The organism is Eubacterium sp. BL-380-WT-2B, assembly GCF_009696115.1.
Lineage (GTDB): Bacteria > Bacillota > Clostridia > Eubacteriales > Eubacteriaceae > Eubacterium > Eubacterium callanderi.
In genome coordinates this window covers 606171-630138 of sequence record NZ_VUMP01000001.1, presented here as the reverse complement: position 1 = coordinate 630138, position 23968 = coordinate 606171, and the positions used below count along the sequence as shown (strand labels likewise).

Genomic DNA, 23968 nt, shown 5'->3' with positions numbered 1-23968 from the left:
AACCATAATATAAGGCTTTACTCCCAGTTTCCCGAGGCTATTCCTTTCCATAGGGCAGGTTACCCACGCGTTACTCACCCGTTCGCCACTTTCCAGTTCTAATTTCACCCGAAGGATCATTCAAAACTTTCTCGTTCGACTTGCATGTGTTAAGCATACCGCCAGCGTTCGTCCTGAGCCAGGATCAAACTCTCAATAAAAAGTTTATCGTTAGCCTTTCGGCTTCTTGATCTGGTTCATTTGATGATTTTTTGAAGTGTTCATCGCACTTGCGTTTTATCCTTTGCTGATTTTCATCAGCTGGAATTTCAGGTTTTATGGTACTATTCTCTTTTCTATGACCCTTTTTTTCTTTCGACAATCATCTGATTGCTGCGTTGCCCGTTTTTTCTTGCTCGGTCACATGCATCGGCATGGTCCCTCACGCGTTTAAACGCGCGCTTTGCACTCTGCTGATTCTCTTCAGAAAATTTAAAGTTTTTGTTCGGCTTTCTCAAGCGAACTTCTTTAGTATACCGCGTTACCTTTGTTCTGTCAAGCACTTTTTAAAATTTATTTTTTAAATTCCTCAAGCGCCGGACTGAAAGCCCTGCGGTGCTGTACTCTCCAAGACAGCTTACTTAGTATACCCCGGACCTTACCCTTTGTCAAGCGCTTTTTAACATTTATTTTAATCTTTTTTGATTTTATTTTAACCTGGACGTTTTACATGATTCTGTTATTAAAAAAGGACCGGCGATTCTGCCAGTCCTTTGGTCTTTTCATTAATCATCCAATGGCTTCATGGTCGGGAAAAGGATGACGTCACGGATGCTGTGCTGTCCTGTAAACAACATAACCAGACGGTCAATACCGATTCCAAGGCCTCCTGTGGGCGGAAGGCCCACTTCCAGCGCATTGATAAAGTCTGCATCATACGGGTGCGCTTCATCATCGCCATCAGCCTTTTTCTGCACCTGCGCCTCAAAACGGCCTTTCTGATCAATGGGGTCATTGAGCTCAGAGAACGCATTGGCACATTCGGCACCGTTGATAAACAGCTCGAAACGCTGAGTATATCTCGGATCGGTGGGTTCACGTTTAGATAAAGGTGAAATTTCTACCGGGTGCATGGTTACAAAGGTAGGCTGAATCAGCTTATCTTCCACATATTCATCAAAAACTTCGGCAATGATTTCGCCGATGGAGTGTTTATCTTCTACGTCTACATGCAGCTTTTTCGCCGCTTCCTGTGCTTCTGCCAGATCGGTCATAACATCAAAATTAACTCCGGTGTGTTCTTCCACCAGATCTACCATTCTTGCACGTTTGAAAGGCGCTGCCAATGAAATATCATGGCCTTCGTATTCCACGGTATCCGTGCCAAGGATTTCTTTTGCCAAAAATCCATACAACGCTTCTACCATATTCATTACATCATCATAATCCGCATAGGCTTCATATGTTTCAAGCAGGGTGAACTCCGGATTATGGGTCGCGTCCATGCCTTCGTTACGGAACACACGGCTCAGTTCATATACTTTATCAAAGCCGCCGACAATCAGGCGCTTAAGGGGTAATTCCAGAGCGATACGCATATAGAGCGGAATATCCAGAGCGTTATGATGGGTCACAAAGGGACGGGCGTTCGCACCGCCTGCCAGATTGTATAAAACCGGTGTTTCCACTTCGATAAAGCCGCGGTTGTCTAAAAACTCACGGATCTTGCGGATGATTTGAGAACGCAGGATAAAAACATTTTTAACTTCAGGATTTACAATCAAATCGACATAGCGCTGGCGATAGCGCAGCTCAGTATCCTTTAACCCGTGATATTTTTCGGGTAAAATCTGAAGAGATTTGCTAAGCAGCGTCAGCTCTTTTACGCGAACTGAAATTTGTCCCTTCTGTGTTTTGAACACCTCGCCTTTTATACCGACAATATCGCCGATGTCATAGGTTTTGATTTCATCATAGTTTTCCAGCAAATCCTTTTTTAAGAACATCTGGATTTTTCCGGTGCTGTCCTGAAGGTCATAGAAGCCGACCTTTCCCTGACCTCTTTTAGACATGATACGGCCCGCCATAGAAACTGGCTTTTCTTCATAGGCCTCAAAGTTTTCATTGACATCATCTGCGTATGCAGTCACGTCATAACGTGTCATCTCGAAGGGGTTCTTTCCTTCCTCCTGAAGCTTCTTCAGCTTTTCACGTCTGACAGCTAGTACTTCACTTAAATTTTCTTCGCTCACTGGGCTCTCCTATCTTCTGATATCTAAAATTTCATACTGAACTTCACCGTCCGGAATCGGGATGGTCACAACCTGCCCGACTTTGGCCCCAATCAAGCCTCTGCCGACAGGTGATTCGTTCGATAATTTATTCTGTGCAATATCGGATTCTGCTGAACCGACAATTTTATATTCTTCGGTGTCGCCAAACTCAAGATCCTTCACTTTTACAATGCTGCCGACACCGACATCCTCGGTATGAATGTCATTATCATCAATGACCTTGACCTTTTTAATTTTGGCTTCAAGTTCAGAAATTTCGCCTTCCACAAAGCCCTGTTCGGATTTCGCTTCATCGTATTCGGCATTTTCACTCAAATCGCCATATTCTCTGGCTGTTTTAATACGCGCCGCAACTTCGTAACGTTTAACGGTTTTTAAGTACTCTAAACGTTTCTTTAAATTATCAAGACCCTCCTGGGTCATTACTAATTCTTCATTCAAATGATCAGTCATTTTTGTTTCCCCTTTATTTTGTACAGAATGTATTTAATTCCATACGTATTACTTAAAATCATGTTTGATATTATAATTTTTTTAGACGATTCTGTCAAGTCAACCATTTGATTTTACGTCTTTTGTATACAATTTTACGGATATTATCGAAAAACCACCTGAAACAGGTGGCTTTCGGACTGTTTGATTTTATATTTCACTAAATTGTATTGATGTCTACCAGGTCAATATCGGCCATTGTTTTATTGGATTCCAGGCAATTGAGCAGCGCTCTGGCGGTGTCGAGAGAAGTTAGCAGACTGATGGAGCTTTCAACAGCCTTTCTTCGCATCTTAACCTCATCCTGTTCTGGCTGACGACCTTTTGTAGAGGTGGAGATAACATAGGTTACCTGACCGCTTTCTAAAAGATCGCCAATGTTAGGCGCTTTCTCTGCCATACGCTTAACAACCTTTGCCGGCACATTGTTTTCATTGAGTACCAGCGCAGTGCCGACAGTCGCGAAGATCTTAAAGCCCATTTCATGGAAACGGCGTCCGATATCCACAATTTCGTCTTTATCGCGGTCACGCACGGTCAGAAGCACCCCGCCGGTGCGCTCCATTTTATATCCGGCAGCTACGAGCCCTTTGTAGACAGCATCCTCGAATTTCTTTCCAACGCCCAGAACCTCACCGGTTGATTTCATTTCTGGTCCAAGCTGGGTATCGACATCCTGGAGCTTCGCAAAGCTGAATACCGGTACCTTGACCGCCACGCAGTCTTTAACCGGATGAAGCCCGGAGGTGTAGCCCATTTCCTTTAAGGTTGACCCCATCATAATCCGGGTTGCAAGGTTAACCATTGGAATATCGGTCACCTTGGAAATATATGGTACGGTTCTTGAAGAGCGCGGATTTACCTCGATGACATAAACTTCTCCCTCATAGACAACGTACTGGATATTTACAAGGCCGATAACATGAAGCTCTTTGGCGAGCTTGCCTGTATAGTCAATGATTGTATCCTTAATTTCCTGAGACAATGTCTGCGGCGGATAAACCGAGATGGAGTCCCCGGAGTGAACACCTGCTTTTTCAATGTGTTCCATGATCCCCGGGATCAGGTAGTCTGTTCCGTCACAGATCGCATCGACCTCTACCTCTGTGCCCATGAGGTACTTATCGATCAGCACAGGATTTTCAAGCTCATGTTCCGTAATAATGTTCATGTACTCCATAACATCGGCTTCTTCATAGGCGATGATCATATTCTGACCGCCGAGAACATAGGACGGACGCAGGAGCACAGGGAAGCCCAGCCGTTCTGCCACTTTTACAGCTTCTTCGGTTGTATAGACGGTTTCTCCCTTTGGTCTCGGGATAGCGCAGCGTTCCAGCAGATCATCGAAGAGTTCGCGGTCTTCAGCGGCGTCGATGTATTTTGGGTCTGTCCCCAGGATGCCAACGTTAATTTCATCCAAATGTTTTGTCAGCTTAATGGCTGTCTGTCCACCGAACTGGACGATGGCGCCGTCAGGCTTTTCCGTCTCTACGATTGAGCGCACATCCTCTGCTGTCAACGGCTCAAAATACAGACGGTCTGAGGTGTCAAAATCTGTCGATACGGTTTCTGGATTGTTGTTGACGATAATCGCCTCATAGCCCAGTTCTTTTAACGCCCAGGCGCAATGGACTGAGCAGTAGTCAAACTCAATCCCCTGGCCGATACGGATCGGACCAGAGCCAAATACAAGGATCTTCTTTTTATCATTTTTGTGCTCATCCAGGAAAATTTCCGCTTCGTTTTCCTTATCCATCGTAGAATAGAAATAAGGTGTTTCAGCCTTAAATTCTCCAGCGCAGGTGTCAACCATTTTAAAGGAAGCATACTGTCTGCCTGTCGGGATCTTTTCACCAGTCAGGCGCTCAATGGTGGAATCCATAAAGCCCAGCTCACGGGCCACCGCCAGACGTTCCATACCACGTTCATCGCTCAGGCCCTTTTCGCGGAGGTCGCGTTCCATCACTGCCAGGTGGCGGAGCTTGTCGAGGAACCACATATCAATCTGGGTGGCTTCCCAGATTTTTTCCATATCCAGCCCGCGGTACAGGGCTTCATAGACAACGAAGCAGCGTTCATCATCCTTGCGGCCAACCGCTTCCATAATTTCATCATCCGGGGCCTCACGGTATTTTTCGACGCTCAGGGTATCAAAGCCCAGCTCAACCGAACGAACGGCCTTCATCATCGCCTGTTCAAAGCTGTTACCGATGGACATGATTTCACCGGTTGCCTTCATCTGTGTACCCAAGGTACGCTTAGCGTAAACAAATTTATCGAAGGGCCATCTCGGGAATTTAACAACAATATAGTCGATGACTGGTTCAAAACAGGCTGGTGTTTTACCTGTGATGTCATTTATAATTTCATCCAGTGAGAAGCCCACAGCGATAAGCGATGCGATCTTGGCAATCGGGTAACCGGTTGCCTTTGAAGCCAGCGCTGAAGAACGGGATACTCTCGGATTCACCTCGATAACTGCGTAATTGAAGTTTTCCGGGTCCAGTGCGAACTGGCAGTTACAGCCGCCCTCTACACCCAGAGCAGAAATGATCTTAAGGGCAGAGGTTCTGAGCATCTGGTATTCCTTGTCGCTCAATGTCTGGCATGGCGCTACAACGATGGAGTCGCCTGTGTGGATGCCGACTGGATCAAAGTTTTCCATGGAGCAGACCGTGATAACATTCCCCTTGCTGTCACGCATGACTTCAAATTCGATTTCCTTCCAGCCTGAAATACCACGTTCAACCAAAATCTGGGTAATCGGTGATAAGCGCAGGCCGTGGGTGGCAATTTCATGAAGCTGTTCAGGATTATCGGCAATCCCGCCGCCGGTTCCGCCTAATGTAAAGGCCGGACGGACAATGACAGGGTAGCCCATGGTAGAGGCAAAATCCAGGGCATCATCAACTGTTGTAACAACTTTTGAAGGAATAACCGGTTCTCCGATCTCCTTCATCATATCTTTAAATTCCTGGCGGTCCTCTGCCTTGTCGATGGTCTCGACGTTAGCTCCCAGCAACTTAACGTTATGTTCATCTAAAAAGCCTTCCCTTGCAAGCTGCATGGATAAGGTCAGACCGGTCTGTCCGCCAAGGGTAGAGAGGATACTGTCTGGTTTTTCCAGAAGAATAACCCGTTTAACAACGTCCAGCGTCAATGGCTCGATATAGATTTTATCGGCCATTGCCTTATCGGTCATGATGGTGGCCGGGTTTGAGTTGATGAGAATAACCTCAAGGCCAACTGCCTTCAAGGCTTTACAGGCCTGAGTACCGGCATAGTCAAATTCTGCCGCCTGGCCAATCACGATCGGGCCAGACCCGATGACAAGTACACGCTTAATATCATTTCTTAAAGGCATCCCTGTTGTCCCCTTTCCATTAAATCCGAAAAACGTTCAAATAAATATCCTGTATCATTGGGGCCTGCGCTGGCCTCTGGATGAAACTGCACTGTAAAGGCAGGTATATTTTTATAGGCAATCCCCTCGCAGCTGCCGTCATTCATATTGACATGAGAGATCGTTCCCACATCCTCTGGAATACTTTCAACGGCATAGCCATGGTTCTGGCTGGTAATAAAGACCCGGTCCTTGGATAAATCCTTAACCGGCTGGTTCAGCCCGCGGTGTCCGTATTTCATTTTGCGGGTTGTCCCACCCATTGCCAGCGCCAGCAGCTGATGTCCCAGACAGATGCCAAAAATCGGTTTTCCATATGCGATAAAGTCCTGAATGTTTTTAATGATTTCCACATTGTCTTCAGGGTTGCCAGGTCCGTTACTCAGCATGATACCGTCCGGATTCAGTCTTCGGATGTCATCGACTGTCGAGCTGGCCGGCATAACCGTCACATTACAGCCCTGCTGCAAAAGCATTCTGAGGATATTATGCTTGTAGCCATAATCCATAAGTGCGACATGGTTCGCGCGGTTTTCACGGGTATAGAACCATCCCTTTTTCTTCTGAGTTACAACCTGTACTGGATTGACAACCTTGTAACTCCGGATCTGTTCCAGCAGCTCCTCTCTTTTCTCGTATACATCCTCGGTGGTGATGGCGCCGTTCATGGTACCAAACTCGCGGATCTTGCGTGTCAGCGCGCGGGTATCAATATCCCAGATACCGATTTTCCCCTGCTTTACAAGAAAGTCATTGATAGTGGCTGTGGTTCTGAAGTTTGATGGCTCTTCGCACCATTCCTTTACAATGTAGCCATTTACCCAGCTCTTTTCAGACTCCATGTCGTCGTTATTGACCCCATAATTTCCAATAAGCGGATAGGTCTGAAGCACGATCTGTCCATAATAGGACGGGTCTGTCAGGACTTCCTGATATCCGGTCATTCCGGTTGTAAAGACAATTTCCCCAATGGTGGTGCCTTCGCAGCCGAAATTGTAGCCTTCGAAAACCGTTCCGTCCGACAGCAAAATGCAGGCGCGCTTGTCACGTTTAAAATAAGACATTTTCTCCTCCTCTATTTTTCCTTCAACTTTTATACTTACAAAAAGAGAATAATGCAGGCAGCATTATCCTCTTTAAAATATTTCGTTTCCCTAAACAGCTAACTCTTCGCGATCTGGGCCAACGCCGACGTAACCAACAGTGGTTCCGACCAGCTCTTCAATTGTCTTAATATATTTTTTCGCATTTTCCGGCAGGTCTTCAAGCCTCCGGATTTCTTTGGTGGAACACATCCAGCCCGGCAGTGTTTCATAAACCGGTTTTACACGTTCCAGCTCTTCGGTGTTCGGGAAATAGTCAATGACCTCACCATCCAGCTCATAGGCGACACACACCTTAATTTCTGGAAGGTTATCCAGCTTATCAATTTTACACAATGCCAGCGTATCAAATCCGTTGATTAAATTTGTATATTTAAGCACCGGGATATCCAACCAGCCCAAACGTCTGGAACGTCCGGTTCTGGCCCCGAACTCATCATCCGGTTTGTCGCCTTTTCCCCGGATCAGGTCAATGTCCCCTTCAAATTCCTCTGTCGGGAAAGGTCCTGCTCCTACAGCGCTGGAAAAAGCCTTGGCCACACCGATGACATGATCAATTTTTTTAGCCGAAAAACCGCCGCTTACAGCCGCATAAGCCGCTGTTGGATTAGACGATGTCACATAGGGATAAATCCCCAGATCAATATCTTTCATGGCAGCCAGCTGGCCTTCAAATAATATATTCTTATCAGCGTCAATATAGCTGTGCAGGTAACGGATCGGGTCCACAATCATGGATGCAAAGCGCTCTGCCCATTTCTCACATTTTTCATAGAGAAAATCGACCGTATAATCCTCAGCGCCATAGGCCCTCATCTGATTGTTAATCACCGGAAGAATGGCCTCCAGCTTCTTTCTTGCAGAATTTAAATTGAGTAAATCCTCAAAACGCAGGTTTTTGCGCAAAGCCTTATAGGAATAAGCCTGGCCAATCCCGCGTTTGGTGGTGCCGATACCACCGGCTACTTCCATCAGCTCATCCAGTTTCTGATGATACGGCATTAAAATATGCGCCTTACCGGAAATTTTCAGTCCGCTCATTCTGACACCGGCATCTTCAATCTGTTTGATTTCATCTTCCAGAACATCCGGATTCACCACGGTACCGGTACCGATCAAGCACTCGCCACCTTTATTAAAGATACCGCTTGGAATCAAATGCAGCTTGAACACACCGTGCTCGTTGATAACCGTATGTCCGGCGTTATCACCGCCCTGGAAACGGACGATTAGATCACAGTCCCTTGACAGGTAGTCAATCATCTTGCCCTTACCTTCGTCGCCCCACTGTGCTCCAACTAATACAGAAATTGACATTGTATCATTCCTTCCTCAATATAAGAAGCAGCTCCTTATATCATTCGATTCATTTGCATATTCATACATAATTTATGCATCTCTTTTGAGACCGCACATATTATACCACATAATTTTTTCCTTGTCTCTAAAAACCTCTCAAAATCTGAGCCTTAAGACAATTTTGAAAACATTTAATATGGCCGGAAGACCATTTGCCCACGATTTTTTTGAAAACGGGCACTGCATAGTTATTTATGAACCGGCCGGGCCGGCGGTTCCATCTGGCTACCTATTTATATGTGTCATAAAATATGCGCCATAAAAAAGGAGGCTGTGGTTTCACAGCCTCTTACACGTTGTCTCTTCCCCTCTACTCCACCGGATCGTGGCTTAAAAGAAACAATGTCAGGATTTCTTCCGCATAGCAGACGCGACAGGAGCGAATGAGCAAAAGCTATCCATTATCCGTCCGTCCTTTCGGAAAATAAAAACTGCGCATGGCAGCTACCCACACACAGTTAAGAAAGTTCAAGAAAAAACTCAACAATAACACAAAATTAAGAACAGCTATTGAATAAAGAAAGAAAATAGCATATAATTAACTTTGCGGTACTCCTCAGGAGGTGTGGTGCCCAGACACCGCATTGCCGTATTGTGGTAGTGACACAGTACGGATGCCGCAATTTTTATTTCTATATCCTTTATTATAGAATAGATTGAAATAATATGCAATTCTTATTTGTTTTTTCAGGCTAATAGTTTTTTTCGTATGCTATTTTGTCTTTCAGCGTTTTACTGTTTTTGATTCCCTCCTCTCCTCAACGCCAGATTTCGCAGTGGTCAAACTGCTGATCCGGGTACTCGATGACCCCAAGCCCCAGCGCCCGGGCCGCGGCGGCCACCTCGTCATAGGGCACGCCGGGACAGTACAGGTCGGCCGCATGACCGGACAGGTGCCAGGAGGCCGCAATGCCGCCCACCTCCGCATTGCGCCTTTCACAGCGAACGCCTGAGGTGATGATGATGGGCTGGTCAAAATAACACCGCAGCGCCTCGATTTTCTCTAAAAGTTCTTGGTCCATGGCTGCGGGCCAGCCGTCACAGTAGCCCGCGCAGTCACAGGCATACTCGTCCATGAGAAAGTGGGCCGAGGCCCAGGGGCCGTCGGTGAGGATGGGGTCCTCGGGCAGCGGGTGGTCGATGACGGCCCCGTCCTGAGGCGTTTCCTGTGGCTCCGGCGCTGGTACGGCTGTTTCTGGCCCCTGCGGCTCTGTTTCCGAAGCTGATGGCTGCGGCGCTTTATCCGGTACCTCCTCCAGCGCAAAGCCCAGCCCTGTGAGAAAAACGCAGGAAATCAGGATCAGAATTGAGAGGATTAATCTTCGGCTGATGGTTTTATAAAAATTTTTCATTTGGGTTCTCCCTTCTTGAATGTGTGGATGGCGGATCCTCAACGATCCACTAAAAAAAGGGGGCTTTCGCCCCCTTTTTACTCAACGGCTACGTCGGTAGTGGTGGTGTCCACGCGCTTGGCGCCGGACAGCTTGGTGAGGGCGAAGCCCTCGGGCTGGAAGATGTTGTCGGCTACGATGCCGGCCGCCGCTGTTTTTATCTCCGCATCGGTGATGCCCTCTCGGTAGTCTGGGATGGTCATTCGGTACTCTTTACCGCTTTCGGTGGTAAAAATCAGGTTCAGGTCTTTTTTTGTGGTTATTGCCATGGTTTATCTCCTTTTCTTATCCTTGCTTTTATCTGTTTTCGGCTGCTGTGTGCTTTCTTTTTTACTCGGTTTTTGTAATGTCGCTGGCGGTGATGCGCTCACAGCCCTCGCCAATGGGCTCCTGCATGGAAATGATGTGCCCGTAGGCACTGTCCAGCTGTTCCTTGGTGGCGTCATGCCTGACGTCGCCGTAGGTTTTGCTTCCGCGTTCAATTTTTCCTTCTTTTTCGCCATAGTTTACCTTTACTTTGAGTTTTGTGTCCTTCAGGTTTTCTTCGACTGCCATGTGTATTTCTCCTTTTTGGGGTTGTATTTTGTGTGGCGTTTTGCCCTACACTATATACATACTTTTTTTTTTGAAAATATCAACGCTTTTCACAAAACTTTTTTTATTTTTTTTAAGGCGCGGTCGCGGCGCTGGTTTACCGCCTGGGGACTGATGCCTTCTGTTTCGGCGATTTCGGTCTGGGTCATGCCCTCGTAGTAGTGCTTTTCCAGCACGCTGCGGTAGCTGGGACTTAAGCGGCTCAGCCCCCTGGCGAGCTTTTTCCGGCTCGCGCTTTTTTCCTCGCGCTGGATATAATCGGCCTCGAGGTTTGTCGCTTTATCGGGCAGCACCTCGGCATAGGTCAGGCCCTGTCTCCCCGGCACCTGATCGTCAAGGGTTGTATCGGGTTTGACGGAATGGTTAAACTGGCCGTGCTGCCACTTTCTGTAATACTGGCGCAGGTGCGCCTGGATAAAAGCGTTAAAGCTGGCGCCACGCCTGGGGTCAAACTTTTTCAGGCCCTCCATAAAGGCGATGACGCCGTCCTGAAAGGCGTCCTCGAACTGGTCGTCATGGATCCCTGAGCGGCTGAGGGTGCTTAGTATCAGCGGCCTGAAGGCCATGACCAGCAGCTGTCCCGCGGTACTGCCGCTTTCTCTTTCCGGGCTGCCGTCCGGATATTCTTGCCCGTTTTTACAGGTTTTTACCAAATCGTCAATCACCTTGTAGTTACTCAAATAAGCCTCCTATTCGTCCTCATAGACGTCTGTAATCTCAAGCACAATGCCGGGAAAGCGGTCTTCGACGGCGGCGCTGAGGTCGTTAAACAGGTCCTCGGCCTCCTCGGCGCTGCGGGCGTAAAAGCCGGCTTTCATAAGGCATTCGGCCTCGACCATGTAGCTTCTTTTTCTGCGGACCAGACCGGGTCCGGTGCCGTATCGGTTCATGTGGTTTCTCCTTTCTGCTTTGCCTCTCTCGCGGCCCACATGGCGTTAAAGGCGGCCACACTGTCACCGGGATACAGGGCCTGGATGGCGGCTTTCTCGGATTCGGTGAGCGGCGGGAGCAGGTTAAAGCCGTGGATGCTGTGGGTATTGGGCGGCTCCTCCTGATTATAATAGAACAGAGATGCCTGTTTAGGGTTTATATTATTTATATACGGTTGCGCCCCGTGTCCGCTTTCTGTAGCGGTTTGTGTCCATACGAGCGTCGGCTCCTGACGCTCTCCGGCGGCGATGCTGGCCGGGGCCAGGCCTTTGTCAAAGGGGATCAGGCGGTATTGTCCCGCCCGGTTTCCCGCGTCGGGAGTGTACGTCACGCGCTGCTTCCGGATCAGCGTCTGCCTTTGTGTCCAGAGGGCCTGGCGGTTTTTAAGGCCCAGGGCGTCCTGAAACAGCTTGTTGGGCACCCGGAATTCCACCGGCCAGTACCAGAAGCCGTCGGCGCCCTTTATGGCGGCGCGGTTATTAAAGTACATGAGGTAATGCCAGAAGGCCTGGAGCAGAGGGCTCAGGCGCTGCTGCTCCATCCAGCGGAAAAAGGCGAGCAACTCGGTCAGGTAGTTCATGCGGACGCCGCCTCCTTTTTAAGCCTGTCCGCAAAATAGACACAGCCGGCCGGCGTCAGATAAAGCCTGCGCCCCGGACAGGCTGCTGTCTGGTTTCCGATTCTGAGGATTCCCATGGCCGCCGCCCTTTGGCTCACCTGGTTTAAGGTGCCGGGCGCGTTCTTTCTCAGGTAGCCTCTGGCGCGCAGCCAGCGGAAAAAATCGTGCTTGCTTATGATGATGCCCTCTGCCTTCATCCTTCTTAAAAAGGCGCTGGTCTCGGTAAGCGGCTCCATGCCCAGATACCACTGCCCGGGGTTTCTTTCCGGATTGGCGGCCAGGTGGATATCCACCACGATGTGCCCGGCGGCCCCACCAAGTGTGAGCTGTGCCGGGGCCTGGAATTTTTGGGCGCACGAAGCACACCTGCCTGCCCCTGCTTTTTTTGCCGTATCCCTGTTTCTTTCGCGCATTTGTTTACGATTCATTGTAAACCTCCTGTAAATTAAAATGATTTTGTTTCCGGTACGCTCGGTACCGCTCTTTATCTTACAGGTATCATTCTAAAACAAATTTTTTACTTTTACAAAGCGCGAAAATAGAATTTGATAGTTATTTATTTAACAATATAGATTTTCAAAATAGCGCTTCCGCCACCGGTAAACTGTGGAGTATTCGCCATAAAAGGGCACCTCGTGCCAGGGGCGGCCACGTCTGGGCAGCAGCCGGCCCGGGCTGCGCAGCTCCTCTCTGGTAAAAAGGGTATGCAGCACTTCGGCCACGGTGTATAGGAGCACGCGCATCCAGCGCAGGATAAAAAAGGGGAACACCCGCTGGTTACGGTCACATTCCAGGCAGGTTTTGCTGCATACCCAGAAAAGATAGAGGGTTCCGTCCCCGGTTTCGACCTCCTTATAAAAGCCATTGACGATTTTAAGCCGGCCGTCTTTTTCCTTTATGGAAAGGGTTTTTTCCGCAAGCTTACCGCCGCAGTGAATGCAGACATGCTTTTTATGGCCGTGATAAATCCACTCTTTCACAGGCTTTTCGCCGTTCCTGCTCCGGTATCCGGTATCGACCTCCTCAAAATCCCCGGGGTGCTTCGCGATGTACTTTGCCAGTGCCTTTGCCGTAATTCTCTTTTTCATCCTGGACTCCTCTCCATAAGACCAAACAAAAAAACACCAAAAGCTCCAATGAGCCTTCAGTGTTTTTTATTCAGGGTGACAACAATTGTCCCTGTTTTTTATTTAATTGTCCTGTTTCCCTATGAACCGCGCCAACTGTTCGGGGAATAATTTTCTTCTTTCAGTACAATTATAACCGTTTTCAATCAATAATGCAATCCTTTTCTGTCGTGCGTAAAAAAGGCTCTCAAGCGTTCTGTAACACGCTTGAGGGCCTTTTGGCGCTAGCTGTCCGCCTGGCAGCGCAGCAGCGTCCTGATGGTGTTTTCCTGGATTTCCTGAACCATTTCGTCGAACATGGCAAAGCCTTCTTTGGTATATTCCTTTACGGGGTCGTTCTGCCCGTAGCTTCTGAGGCCGATTCCCTGCTTTAGCTGGTCCATGTTGTCGATATGGTCCATCCAGGCCATGTCCACGGCTTTTAAAAGCACCTCTCTCTCAAGGGCGTCCCGTGTTTCCCGGCCGATTTTGGCCGAAAGTTTTTCAAGATGGCTGCTGAAAAGACTGCCGAGAGCCTGCTCCAGCGCCTCCCGGCTCTTTAGCGTATCGACAAACTTAAAATCGGTCTCTGGAAAAAAGGATTTGCCCAGGGCCTCCTTCAGTCCCTGGATATCCCAGTGGTCAGCGATGGGATCGCTCATGAAGATGTCCAGCACTGAGGCGAAGATACGCTGCCCCATGGCGAGGATCTGGTCGTGTATATTCTCGCCGTCCAGAACCTGCTGGCGCTGCTTGTAGATGATCTCACGCTGCCGGTTCATCACATTGTCATATTTCAGAACGTTTTTACGGTCGTCAAAATTCTTGCTTTCCATTTTTTTCTGGGCGTTTTCAATGCCCTTTGTCAGGATTTTGCTGGTGATGGCCTCGCCCTCCTGAAGGTCGATGACCTCGCTGAGCTTTTTCATCCGCTCATCGCCGAAGATCCTCAGCAGCGGGTCCTCCAGGGATAAATAAAAGCGGGACTCTCCCGGATCACCCTGACGGCCCGAACGCCCTCTCAGCTGATTGTCGATGCGGCGGCTCTCATGTCTTTCTGTCCCGATCACGTATAAGCCTCCCAGCGCCTGAACCCCTTCGCCCAGGCCAATGTCTGTGCCGCGGCCGGCCATGTTGGTCGAGATGGTGACCGCGCCGGCCTGGCCGGCCTTTGAGATGATCTCAGCCTCCTGCTCATGGTATTTGGCATTGAGCACGGTGTGCTCAATCCCTTCTCTCTGAAGATAGCCGCTGAGGGCCTCGGACTTTTCGATGGACACGGTGCCGATGAGAACCGGCTGGCCCTTTTCATGACGCTTAAGGACGTCCCGGGTCACTGCCTCAAATTTCGCCGCCTCGGTCGCGTAAACCGCGTCCTCATGATCGGTCCGGATCATGGGCTTATTGGTGGGGATGGTGACCACGTTCAGATTGTAAATAGAGGAGAACTCGTCCTCCTCTGTTTTGGCTGTGCCGGTCATGCCCGCGAGCTTATCAAACATACGGAAGTAGTTCTGAAAGGTGACGGTGGCAATGGTCTGTGTCTCGGCGTTGACCGGGACATTTTCCTTGGCCTCGATGGCCTGATGCAGCCCGTCTGAGAACCGGCGGCCCGGCATGGTGCGGCCTGTAAACGCGTCCACAATCACCACTTCCCCGCCGGCCACGATATAATCCCTGTCCCGCTGCATCAGCTTATGGGCGTAAAGCGCCTTGTTAATACAGTGAAAAAGCTCCATGTTGACAATATCGGCAAGGTTGTCCACGCTGAAGAACATCTCTGCCCGCTGGATTCCTTTCTCGGTCAGCTGGACGGCTTTCAGCTTTTCGTCCTTCTCGTAATCCTCTGGCCCCAGCAGCTTGACAAAGCGGTTGGCCAGGCGGTAGAGTTTGCTCTCGGGGCCGCCCGGCCCCGCGATAATAAGGGGCGTCCGGGCCTCGTCGATGAGCACGCTGTCCACCTCGTCGATGATGGCATAATGGAGGCTCCGCTGAACCTGGCTGTCGAGGCTGAGTGCCATGTTGTCCCGCAGATAGTCAAAGCCGAACTCATTGTTTGTTCCGTAGACCACATCAGCCGCATAGGCGGCTTTCTTTTCCTCCGGCGTCTGCCCGCTGACGACAAGGCCGACCCGCAGGCCCAGAAACTCGTGGATCTTCCCCATGAGCTCCCGGTCCCGCCTGGCCAGATAATCGTTGACGGTCACCACGAAAACGCCCTTGCCCTCCAGGGCATTGAGGTAGGTGGGCAGGGCCGCCACCAGGGTTTTGCCCTCACCGGTTTTCATCTCGGCAATATTGCCCTCGTGCAGGACGAGCCCGCCGATGAGCTGAACCGGAAAAGGCTTCAGGCCGATGGCCCTGTACGCCGCCTCCCTGACCACCGCAAAGGCCTCGGCGGTCAAATGATCCAGCGGCTCTCCGTCCTTAAGCCTTTTCCGGAACAACGCGGTCTTATCTCTGAGGGCGCTGTCGCTGAGCGCGGCCATTGCGTCCTCCAGGGCCAGGATCCTGTCCGCTGTTTTCTGAAGCCTTTTTACATCACGCCTGGATGGGTCGAAAATCTGATTTAAAGCTGCCAAAATACGTCTCCTTTGTCAATTGTGATTCTTTTTACCGGTCAGTCTACATACTCGGTTTTATATTGAAATTCTTTGCAGTAGTCGTCAACCTTTGAGTTTCTTTTGCAGTGTACCACCGTGTTGCCTCTGTTAAAAAGCCAGTCGCCCATGACCTCGGGATCATGGAGCAGCACCACCTTTTTCAGCCGCGGGCAGCCGTGAAAGGCCCACTTCTCAATGCGCCTGACGCTTTCGGGAATATGGATGCTCTCGAGAAACTTGCACTTTAAAAACGCGCTGTCCCCGATGGTCACCAGCCCCTCTGGCAGGGCCAGGGATTGAAAGCAACAGCCGACAAAGGCTTCCCGGCCGATGATTTTCAGCTCTGGCGGCAGGGTGACCTGCTGCAGCTGCTTGCAGCCATAAAAGGTGCGGAAGGCGATCATCTCGATCTGCCTGGGAATGACCACCGTCTGGAGGCTGTCGCAGTCGATAAAAGCGTTCTCGCCAATTTCCTCAAGGGCTTCTGGCAGCTCAATGGTCTTGAGGGCCCGGCACAGCTTAAAGGTTCTTGGCCGGATTACCCGCAGCTTTTTGGGAAGATTGATCTCACGCAGCTTGCGGCACTCCATAAAGGCTGCCTCGCCGATTTCCCGCACACTGCCCGGCATCTTGACCGCCACCAGCTGTGTACAGCCCCGGAATGCGTTTTCTCCGATGGACATCACCGAGGGCGCAAGCTCCAGCCGGTGGATTTTTGTGATATTCATGCAGGCCTTTGACCCGATGGTGCGGTACTCACCGCCAATGACCAGATGCCTGACCTTATTCTGCCTGGCAATGGCCGTTGTGTAGACGCCCCGGTTTTGGCTGTTCGGCTCAGGGGGCCGCTGTCGGGCACTGCGCTCCCTTTGGTTTGTGCTTTTGATGTTTTCTGCCATTTCATTTCCTTCCTCTGTGTAATGTATATTTTTTATGCCGCTGCGCTGTCTCCAACACCGTACAGCGGCCATGAAAGCGCCTGACACAGGCATGGGGATATTTTTTTAAGATTTACCGGCTGATCCGTTCTCGATCAGGCCGTATTTTACCTTGATCCGTTCCAGCTTTTCAATCAATGGCCTGGCTCCAAAAAACAGGAAAATGACCGTTGAGCAGGCGTAAATCAGATTAAAGGGCGCACCTGAAAAATATAAGGGCAGCGCCGACCACCAGGTCACCTCACTCTGGTACATAAGCACACTGGCCGTATCCATTAAAAAGCCGTAGATAAAGAAAGTGGACATAAACCCAAAGAGGCAGAGGGGCCCCTTTTTCATCGTTAATCTTCCTTTTTTAAACAAAAGCCCTGCCAGAAACCCGATGATGCCCGTGGCAAACATCTGCCAGGGGGTCCAGGGGCCCTGTGTCAGAAAAAAATTGGAGGCAAACATGGACACTGCCCCCACCAAAAATCCGGATTCGGCGCCAAAACATACCCCTGCCACAATAACGACGGCGATGACAGGCTTAAACTGCGGCAGCATAAAAAACGCCGCGCGCCCCGCCACCGCAATGGCCGCTAAAAGTGCCAATATGACCAGCTCCCGGGCCTGGGGCCTCCGGCCCTCAAATACCATCACAAAGGGCACCATGGAATAAACCATGATCATCATACTGATAAAGAAATACTTGCGGTCCCCGATGCGGATACCGATAAAAATCGTGAGGGGAATGAGCACAAAGATCATCAGCAGCGCCGCCCATGTCCGTTTTGACAGCTTCCTGCTCTCTGGCTTTTCCACCAGGCTGCCATCGGCTGGCGGCACCCAGAGCTCGCGGTCACTCCGGACTGGGGCCGCATCCTCTCTTTTTTTTACCTCATACTTTTCTTTTGGCTTGCCGCCCTCCAGAAAATCATCCAGAAACCGGTCTAAAGATTCATTTGGCAGCATGTGATCACATCCTTCACGGTAATGGCATTGTCAAACAAATGCCGGGACAAGCGGTTGGCCGAGGTCGTATAAAAGCTGTTTCCCGAAAAAAAGGCTCTCGGGGTGTTGGCGGTCACAATACTGCCCTCAAAGAACAGGCCGCAGGTGTCGGCGTATTGGGCGCAGAATTCCACATCGTGGGAAACCATCACGATGGTCACCCCATGCTCCTGGAGGCGCTTGAGAATTTCGGCCAGCTCCCGCTTAAAGTGGTTGTCCAGCCCCTTTGTCGGCTCATCCATCAAAAGAATACGCGGTTTTAACAGCATAATTTTCGCAAGGGCCAGTCTTTGCTGCTCACCGCCAGAGAGATCATAAGGATGCTGCTGCATAAGATGTCCGATGTGCATCAGTTCCGCCATTCCCTCAACCGCTGTGCGTTTGTCCATGTCGCTGTCAAATTCGGAGCGCCTGCGCTCATTGGTACCGCCAATGGCCTCAAACAGGTCCAGCTCCACTGTCTTTTTGACAAAAAGGCTCTGGGGATTCTGGGGCAGAACGCCCAGAAAGCCATGAAACAGCTCCTTATCCGAATATTTTCGAACTTCCCTCCCTTCAAGCTTTACCTTTCCCCGGTATGGCCGGTTAATACCTGAGATCAAGGACAGGGTGGTGGTTTTGCCGGTGCCGTTGCCGCCTACCAGGGCATACAGCTGGCCCCGCTTGATCTCCAGTGACAGGTCGCGTACCACATCGGGAAGATTTTTATCATACCGGAACCAGACATCTCTCAGCTCGACAACGGTCTCCGCTTCTTTAAAATGGTCTGCCTCAATGGGAATACTCTTTTTCTCGACAGGCTTTCCCTCAAACAGCTCCGACAGCCACTGCCTTCCCTCCCGCACAGTCAGCGGGCAGGGCATTTCATTATCGATTCCAGCATAAATCTGCATGGGCGCAGGCATGGACAAAAACATATCATGCCCCATACCCCGCAGTTCTTTTCCGATTTCCCGCGGAAGCCCCTGAGCGATAACCGAACCCTGGTCCATGACAATGACCTTATCCGCGGCTGGAAAAATATCCTCAAGCCGGTGCTCTGTCATGATAATAGTAGTGCCCAGGTCACGGTTAATCTTTTTGACAGTTTCCAAAAAATCAGAAGCCGCAATGGGGTCAAGCTGCGAGGTAGGCTCGTCCAGAATCAGCAGCGACGGGTGCATGGCCATGATGGCCGCCAGGTTTAACAGCTGCTTCTGCCCGCCGGACAGCTCGTTCACATTCCGCCGGAACCATGCCTGAATCCCAAAATAAGAGGCCATTTCCGCCACTCTCAAGCGAATAGTCGGCGTGTCATAGCCCAGGCTCTCAAGCCCAAAGGCCAGCTCATGCCACACCTTATCCGTCACAATCTGATTGTCTGGATTTTGCAGCACAAAACCAATTTCCGAGCTCTGTGTCCGGATATCCACCTCAGAAAGCGCGCGCCCTTTAAAAAGAATCTCCCCTGTCCGTGTTCCGTGGGGCGTGAGCACTGTTTTAAAATGCCGCAGCAGCGTACTTTTGCCACAGCCGCTCTTGCCGCACAAAACGACAAAATCCCCGTCATTTATCTCCAAATTGATGCTGCAAAGCGCCGGATTCTCCATCTCCGGATAGGTGAACATCAAATCCCTTATTTCTACTTCTGCCATATCTTTTTAAGCAGCTCTGCTGCTCAAGCCTCCTTTATTTTTTGTACAGTGCTGATACCTTGGTCTTTAGCCCCGCTTCACGGGCCATTTTCAGAGTGACGGAATTTTCCGGGCACTCCAGAACCGTCCGCGACGCAAAGCTCTGAGGCGAAAAATACGTGACGCCGGCACCAGCCTTTACATACTTAATCTTCTTACAGTTTGTAAAAGCATTTTTTTCAATAATTGACACACATTGCGGCAGACAGAACGAAGCCAGCGCCTGGCAGCCGTAAAAGGCATATTCGTTGATCCTCAAAAGCCCGCCGGGCCAGTTGACCTGCTCCAACCGTTCACAATTTTGAAAGCACCCCTGGTCAATGAGTCTGATAGTTTTCGGCAGGTCCACTGCCTTTAAGCGCCTGCAGTCCCGGAAAGCCCGGGCCGGCAGAACAGTGAGCCCCTCTGGCAGCCGGATTCTTTCCAGGCTCCGGCAGTTCGCAAAGCAGCTGTGCTCCAGATGCCTCAGGCTGTCCGGAAGCACCACCTCCTCCAGCGCGTCACAGTTAAAGAACGCGCCCGCCCCGATTGTCTCTGTTCCCTCTGCGATCACGATTTTGCGAAGCCGGCTCTGGCCGGCATACTGAAAGCTTTCAACCTGCTTTCCGATATGCCGCACCGACGGCTCCACCAGCGCGCCGGGCGGGGGAACGCTAACCACCTGACGGTAGTGCGTGAGCCTTAAGGCTTTCCAGGCTCCGGCATCGGATACCGCGTAGCCCATGCTTTTGAAAAAAGCGATCATTCCCTCCTCCTCTGGCTGGCAAAGCAGCGTGACCGCCTGCATAAGAAAGGGTCTGAGCGCCATGCCGCGGTGCAGATAAAGCGCCTTGACGGCACTGCCTGCAAAAACCTGATTGTCCAGCTCAGCCTTTCCAAGAAAATCGACACGTCTCAGGCGCTTTGTGTCCCGGAAGCTGAAACGCTCAATACACGCCACATTTTCCGGAATAATCAATTCTTCCACAGGGCATCCCTTAAAAGCGCCCTCACTCACGGTTTTCAGACTTTTGGGAAAAGTAACCTCCCCCAGGCTCTTACAATCTGCAAAGGCTTTTTGCCCAATGCACTCCACGCCCTCGCCGATGAGTACTTTTCTGATTTTTTCACGGCCGCAATAGCCTCTTGGCGGTATCTCCCGGATGCCAAAGACCAGGAGAAATGTATCCTTGGGGTAAGTCTCGAATTCGAGTACTGCTGTTTCAGGGCAATGGTACAGATAGAGCGCGAAGCCGTCCTGTTTTCGGCATAATTTAAATCCCCGGGCTTCCATCAGAAGCCGGGAATCCTGATTCCAACGACAAACAACCCGTGCGTTTGAAGGGAAAGCGGCCGGTCCGAATGCAGGGACCCCGCCTTGAAATATTATTTTTGTTAAATGCGCGCAGCCCGCAAAGGCATAGCTGCCGATGGCCAAAAGGGATTTTGGCAAAACCAGACGGCGCAGCCTGCCGCAGTGCAGAAAGGCTCCGTCCCGGATCTGCTCGAGCCCCTCCGGCAGAAACAGCTCTCTAAGCCCGGCGCCGTCAAAGCAGTGGCTCTTCAGGCACTTCACCGTGCCTTTAAAACTCAGCTTTTCCAATCTCTCGCAGCGGTAAAAGGCGTAGACCCCGATAGCTTCAATTTTCCCGCCAAATTCAATGGCTGCCAGAGACCGGCAGTTCCAGAACGCGCCATCCTCAACGCACCGTACAGATCTGAGACCTGTCACAGTTCTGAGCTTAAGGCAATTTTTAAACAGCTCCTTTGAAATAATCCTGAGTCCAGAGGGAAGCCGTACATATTCCAACGACTTACAGCCGTAAAAGGCTTCATCTCCAATGGACTCCACCCCATCGGGCAGCATAATCTCCTCAAGTCTCTCACAACCCCAGAAGGCCCGCTCATCAATATGTAAAAGCGTTTTGGGCAGGACAATCCTTGTAATATTTTTCATGTCTTTAAAGGCCGATACCTCAATATCCGTAAAGCCTTTTGGAATAACGACCTCACCACTCAAATGGTTGTTGAGCACATAGCTTCTCTGCAAAACAGCCCGGGGCGAGCTCCGCCCAAAGCCAATCTCCACTGTCTGCCGGATCAAATAACCTCAACTCCTTCGTGCCGCGCCTCTGCTTCAGGAATGCGTCTCTTAAGCCACCACCACTTGAACTCAGCCACACCGTCGATAATGACCGGCATCATACAAAAGATAAAATAAAACAGATAGGTAAAAAAGCTGCCCAGTGACAATGGCTGAAGCCCGGACATCTTAATCTGCGGGTTATACTGCGCAAAGGCAAAGCCGTGATACACCCCGGCAATCACACAGGCCAGGACGGCCAGCATAACGACAGAAGCCACTGCGTCGCGGCGGTCAAAGCGGTAAATGGAGAAAGCAGTTCTGCCCTTAAGCCCATATCCCCGCGCCTTCATGCTGTCTGCTGTCTCGATGGCGTTTTCCAGCGCCCAAGTAATCATGATTGACAAAATAGTCACCCCGTGCCGGGCCCGCTCAAAGATACTCCCATTGCTCAGATCCCGCCCGATACATTTCTGTCCATTGCTGATCACCTTGATCTCCGCGATAAACTTCGGCACAAAGCGCAGTACCATCGAAAGGATCAGGGACAGGGCGGGAATGATGCGCCCGAATAAAAAGATAAACTTATCCGAGGTCATCACCTTGCTGTAGCAGGAAAACCAGATGAAAACCGTAATCAGCGTTATGCCCATGAATATCCCGTAGACAATGGATTCCATCGTGATGGGGTTGCCGTTGTTAAGATAGAAAAGAATCGTAACGCCATAGTGGTTAAACAGGGGGTTGATCAGCATCACGATGATGATCACCGGCAGGCAGAGCAAGGCGGACTTCAGCGCTTTAAGCCATCCCTTCAGGATGCCTGAATAGACAAAGGCCGCAAAGAGCGATATCAGTAAAAACACTGGGTGAAGGATAAACATGCTAAAAAGAAGCACCGCGACAAAATAACCGAAATTAATGACCGGATGATAACCGGAAAAAGAATCTTCCATATCGATCTCCCCTCGATTGTTATAAGATAATCCTTGGCGGAAGCAGAGGTGGCCAGCTTCCGCCGCGTGCCATCACATCCTTTGTTCTTATTTGTGTAATAATTAAGAACGATGGTTTCTGAATGAAGCGGTGCAGGCGCGCGCCCGAATGCTGCCCGTACGATTTCACCGCTTCACCCAACATAGAAAAGATAGGGATGACAAGACACTTAAAAGAGCCGTTGTATGCGAAAGCTCCTCTAAGCGCCTTTTTAAAAGTTTGCAAAGAAGCCCTTAAAAAAGCGCTCAGCTAAAAGCTGGCGACAGAGGGGCAGACTGTCCCCTCCGTCACCTGTTTTATGGTTTTACCACATGCTGTTATCGCCAACGTCACGGCCAAGATCACAGGTATAAACCCAATTGATCACATCGCCGTTTTCGACGGTATACTGGCTGCACCCATAGTTCGGGAACCAGCCGTTGACGTTATACATCCAGCCAGAGAGCTCGCCGCAGTCAAACTCATAGAGCTGATTGATACCTTCCACGTAGGCCGAATTATAAGCCGGCGTAAAGCTGGATTCCATATGAATCCCCTTGTCACGGCATACCCGCTGCAGCACATCATGGACACTTTCTCCCTCATTAAACTGAACCGTCGTTGGTTTTAAAATCCAACCATCTGAAGGCACAAAGCTTTCTTTACCGCTTTTTAGATTGCCCATGTTGTTAAGAATGGTCGAACAGCTGATGGAAATGGTACAGCTGCTGCCGCTTGAGCTTCCAGAACCAGTATTTCCGCTGTCACCCGGTGTTGTTCCGTCAGGATTTCCAGCCGTCGTTGTGGGAACCGGCGCGATGGTTTTCCCGGCTACGATATAATAATCCCCGCCAGTTTCCACGATGTTCACTGTCATCTTTGTGGTTTCTGCGCTGTTGTCAAAGGTCACATTACTCATTTTTGCCGGCTGCCCGTTGTTCAGCTTGCAGAAAACAGCCGAATCTGCATCCCATTTTTCCGGCAGCGTAATGGTGAGCTGCGGCACGGTGATGAGCCCCTTGTTGCCCGTCAGGGTGATGCCGAGGCCATAGGCGGCATCGCCGGCCGCTGCCTTGACATTGTTGAGTGTATTCCCCTCTGTCGTAAAATCGACCTTGAGGTTCTGATCCTCCGGATTGTGAATATCCTTGCCGTTAAAGCTCCAGCTGTACTGGATTCCGCTCATGGTGCTGCCATCAAAGGTCACCACCTTGTCCTGCCCCTGGATGGAGCGGAACTGCGCGGCTGTCACAACGCCATTTTCCGGCAGCGGGTTTGTATCTGCCAGCTGAACTACCTCTTCATCAGAGCCGCCCTCTGTCAGCCCGCTGATGGGGTCCTTGCACCCTGCCAGCGTGAGCACGGCCAGCAAAAGCATTGCCAATAATAAAACACCCTTTTTCTGAATACCTCTTTTCATTTTTTCTCCCTTTCTTTTATTGTTTTCGGCC

Annotated in this window: 20 protein-coding genes and 1 rRNA gene; all 21 read right to left on the bottom strand. The window is 50.3% G+C overall.

All coding sequences use genetic code 11. The features are described from left to right. Window positions 1-200: ribosomal RNA gene (locus FYJ53_RS02945) — 16S ribosomal RNA — on the bottom strand; the annotation flags it as partial. Window positions 201-764: 564 nt separating this feature from the next. Beyond that, the gene (gene lysS, locus FYJ53_RS02940) at window positions 765-2231 is read right to left on the bottom strand and encodes a lysine--tRNA ligase (RefSeq protein ID WP_013382133.1); all 1467 of its coding nucleotides are present in this window, start codon (window positions 2229-2231) and stop codon (window positions 765-767) included. A gap of 9 nt (window positions 2232-2240) precedes the next feature. Beyond that, window positions 2241-2726, bottom strand: a complete 486-nt coding sequence (greA, locus tag FYJ53_RS02935) for a transcription elongation factor GreA (RefSeq protein ID WP_013382134.1) — start codon at window positions 2724-2726, stop codon at window positions 2241-2243. Window positions 2727-2925: 199 nt separating this feature from the next. Then, complete coding sequence (gene carB / locus FYJ53_RS02930) at window positions 2926-6132, bottom strand: carbamoyl-phosphate synthase large subunit (protein ID WP_073383525.1); 3207 nt, start codon at window positions 6130-6132, stop codon at window positions 2926-2928. After that, a complete protein-coding gene (gene carA, locus FYJ53_RS02925; RefSeq protein ID WP_013382137.1) occupies window positions 6123-7235 on the bottom strand; it encodes a glutamine-hydrolyzing carbamoyl-phosphate synthase small subunit in 1113 nt (370 codons plus the stop codon). The genes carB and carA overlap by 10 nt, the downstream gene beginning before the upstream one ends. 90 nt (window positions 7236-7325) lie before the next feature. Then, on the bottom strand, window positions 7326-8591 hold the full coding sequence (locus FYJ53_RS02920; RefSeq protein WP_013382138.1) for an adenylosuccinate synthase: 1266 nt from the start codon (window positions 8589-8591) through the stop codon (window positions 7326-7328). Window positions 8592-9391: 800 nt separating this feature from the next. Then, complete coding sequence (locus FYJ53_RS02915; RefSeq protein ID WP_073383523.1) at window positions 9392-9985, bottom strand: D-Ala-D-Ala carboxypeptidase family metallohydrolase; 594 nt, start codon at window positions 9983-9985, stop codon at window positions 9392-9394. A 77-nt stretch (window positions 9986-10062) separates the two neighbouring features. Beyond that, window positions 10063-10293: a DUF2922 domain-containing protein gene (locus tag FYJ53_RS02910; protein WP_073383520.1), complete on the bottom strand. Its 231-nt coding sequence runs from the start codon at window positions 10291-10293 to the stop codon at window positions 10063-10065. 61 nt (window positions 10294-10354) lie between these two features. Next, window positions 10355-10579 carry a hypothetical protein gene (locus FYJ53_RS02905; protein WP_013382142.1) on the bottom strand — a complete coding sequence of 75 codons (225 nt, stop codon included), beginning with the start codon at window positions 10577-10579 and terminating at the stop codon, window positions 10355-10357. 89 nt (window positions 10580-10668) lie between these two features. Then, a complete protein-coding gene (locus tag FYJ53_RS02900) occupies window positions 10669-11298 on the bottom strand; it encodes a sigma-70 family RNA polymerase sigma factor (RefSeq protein WP_073383518.1) in 630 nt (209 codons plus the stop codon). 9 nt (window positions 11299-11307) lie between these two features. After that, complete coding sequence (locus FYJ53_RS02895) at window positions 11308-11508, bottom strand: hypothetical protein (RefSeq protein ID WP_013382144.1); 201 nt, start codon at window positions 11506-11508, stop codon at window positions 11308-11310. Beyond that, entirely contained in the window at window positions 11505-12128 is a 624-nt protein-coding gene (locus tag FYJ53_RS02890) for a restriction endonuclease subunit S (RefSeq protein WP_073383515.1), read from the bottom strand. Before FYJ53_RS02890 ends, FYJ53_RS02895 begins: the two co-directional genes overlap by 4 nt. Beyond that, the gene (locus FYJ53_RS02885) at window positions 12125-12595 is read right to left on the bottom strand and encodes a phage antirepressor KilAC domain-containing protein (RefSeq protein ID WP_073383512.1); all 471 of its coding nucleotides are present in this window, start codon (window positions 12593-12595) and stop codon (window positions 12125-12127) included. Before FYJ53_RS02885 ends, FYJ53_RS02890 begins: the two co-directional genes overlap by 4 nt. Window positions 12596-12727: 132 nt before the next feature. Then, window positions 12728-13255 carry a hypothetical protein gene (locus FYJ53_RS02880; RefSeq protein WP_073383510.1) on the bottom strand — a complete coding sequence of 176 codons (528 nt, stop codon included), beginning with the start codon at window positions 13253-13255 and terminating at the stop codon, window positions 12728-12730. 263 nt (window positions 13256-13518) lie between these two features. Beyond that, entirely contained in the window at window positions 13519-15855 is a 2337-nt protein-coding gene (secA, locus tag FYJ53_RS02875; RefSeq protein WP_073383507.1) for a preprotein translocase subunit SecA, read from the bottom strand. 38 nt (window positions 15856-15893) lie between these two features. Next, window positions 15894-16775, bottom strand: a complete 882-nt coding sequence (locus tag FYJ53_RS02870; protein WP_227929961.1) for a leucine-rich repeat domain-containing protein — start codon at window positions 16773-16775, stop codon at window positions 15894-15896. A gap of 105 nt (window positions 16776-16880) precedes the next feature. Beyond that, window positions 16881-17768 carry an ECF transporter S component gene (locus FYJ53_RS02865; RefSeq protein WP_013382150.1) on the bottom strand — a complete coding sequence of 296 codons (888 nt, stop codon included), beginning with the start codon at window positions 17766-17768 and terminating at the stop codon, window positions 16881-16883. After that, window positions 17747-19441: an ABC transporter ATP-binding protein gene (locus tag FYJ53_RS02860; protein WP_013382151.1), complete on the bottom strand. Its 1695-nt coding sequence runs from the start codon at window positions 19439-19441 to the stop codon at window positions 17747-17749. Before FYJ53_RS02860 ends, FYJ53_RS02865 begins: the two co-directional genes overlap by 22 nt. Window positions 19442-19475: 34 nt before the next feature. Next, window positions 19476-21563, bottom strand: a complete 2088-nt coding sequence (locus FYJ53_RS02855) for a leucine-rich repeat domain-containing protein (protein ID WP_073383502.1) — start codon at window positions 21561-21563, stop codon at window positions 19476-19478. Then, complete coding sequence (locus tag FYJ53_RS02850; RefSeq protein WP_073383500.1) at window positions 21560-22498, bottom strand: energy-coupling factor transporter transmembrane component T; 939 nt, start codon at window positions 22496-22498, stop codon at window positions 21560-21562. Before FYJ53_RS02850 ends, FYJ53_RS02855 begins: the two co-directional genes overlap by 4 nt. A gap of 344 nt (window positions 22499-22842) precedes the next feature. After that, window positions 22843-23937: a DUF4430 domain-containing protein gene (locus tag FYJ53_RS02845; RefSeq protein ID WP_073383497.1), complete on the bottom strand. Its 1095-nt coding sequence runs from the start codon at window positions 23935-23937 to the stop codon at window positions 22843-22845. Window positions 23938-23968: the final 31 nt, after the last annotated feature.

What these genes read in the sequence shown, in the direction of transcription:
- greA (WP_013382134.1), bottom strand. Translation starts at nt 2,726, where the DNA reads ATGACTGATCATTTGAATGAAGAATTAGTAATGACCCAGGAGGGTCTT.
- carB (WP_073383525.1), bottom strand. Translation starts at nt 6,132, where the DNA reads ATGCCTTTAAGAAATGATATTAAGCGTGTACTTGTCATCGGGTCTGGC.
- carA (WP_013382137.1), bottom strand. Translation starts at nt 7,235, where the DNA reads ATGTCTTATTTTAAACGTGACAAGCGCGCCTGCATTTTGCTGTCGGAC.
- FYJ53_RS02920 (WP_013382138.1), bottom strand. Translation starts at nt 8,591, where the DNA reads ATGTCAATTTCTGTATTAGTTGGAGCACAGTGGGGCGACGAAGGTAAG.
- FYJ53_RS02915 (WP_073383523.1), bottom strand. Translation starts at nt 9,985, where the DNA reads ATGAAAAATTTTTATAAAACCATCAGCCGAAGATTAATCCTCTCAATT.
- FYJ53_RS02910 (WP_073383520.1), bottom strand. Translation starts at nt 10,293, where the DNA reads ATGGCAATAACCACAAAAAAAGACCTGAACCTGATTTTTACCACCGAA.
- FYJ53_RS02905 (WP_013382142.1), bottom strand. Translation starts at nt 10,579, where the DNA reads ATGGCAGTCGAAGAAAACCTGAAGGACACAAAACTCAAAGTAAAGGTA.
- FYJ53_RS02895 (WP_013382144.1), bottom strand. Translation starts at nt 11,508, where the DNA reads ATGAACCGATACGGCACCGGACCCGGTCTGGTCCGCAGAAAAAGAAGC.
- FYJ53_RS02890 (WP_073383515.1), bottom strand. Translation starts at nt 12,128, where the DNA reads ATGAACTACCTGACCGAGTTGCTCGCCTTTTTCCGCTGGATGGAGCAG.
- FYJ53_RS02885 (WP_073383512.1), bottom strand. Translation starts at nt 12,595, where the DNA reads ATGAATCGTAAACAAATGCGCGAAAGAAACAGGGATACGGCAAAAAAA.
- FYJ53_RS02880 (WP_073383510.1), bottom strand. Translation starts at nt 13,255, where the DNA reads ATGAAAAAGAGAATTACGGCAAAGGCACTGGCAAAGTACATCGCGAAG.
- FYJ53_RS02870 (WP_227929961.1), bottom strand. Translation starts at nt 16,775, where the DNA reads ATGGCAGAAAACATCAAAAGCACAAACCAAAGGGAGCGCAGTGCCCGA.
- FYJ53_RS02865 (WP_013382150.1), bottom strand. Translation starts at nt 17,768, where the DNA reads ATGCTGCCAAATGAATCTTTAGACCGGTTTCTGGATGATTTTCTGGAG.
- FYJ53_RS02860 (WP_013382151.1), bottom strand. Translation starts at nt 19,441, where the DNA reads ATGGCAGAAGTAGAAATAAGGGATTTGATGTTCACCTATCCGGAGATG.
- FYJ53_RS02850 (WP_073383500.1), bottom strand. Translation starts at nt 22,498, where the DNA reads ATGGAAGATTCTTTTTCCGGTTATCATCCGGTCATTAATTTCGGTTAT.
- FYJ53_RS02845 (WP_073383497.1), bottom strand. Translation starts at nt 23,937, where the DNA reads ATGAAAAGAGGTATTCAGAAAAAGGGTGTTTTATTATTGGCAATGCTT.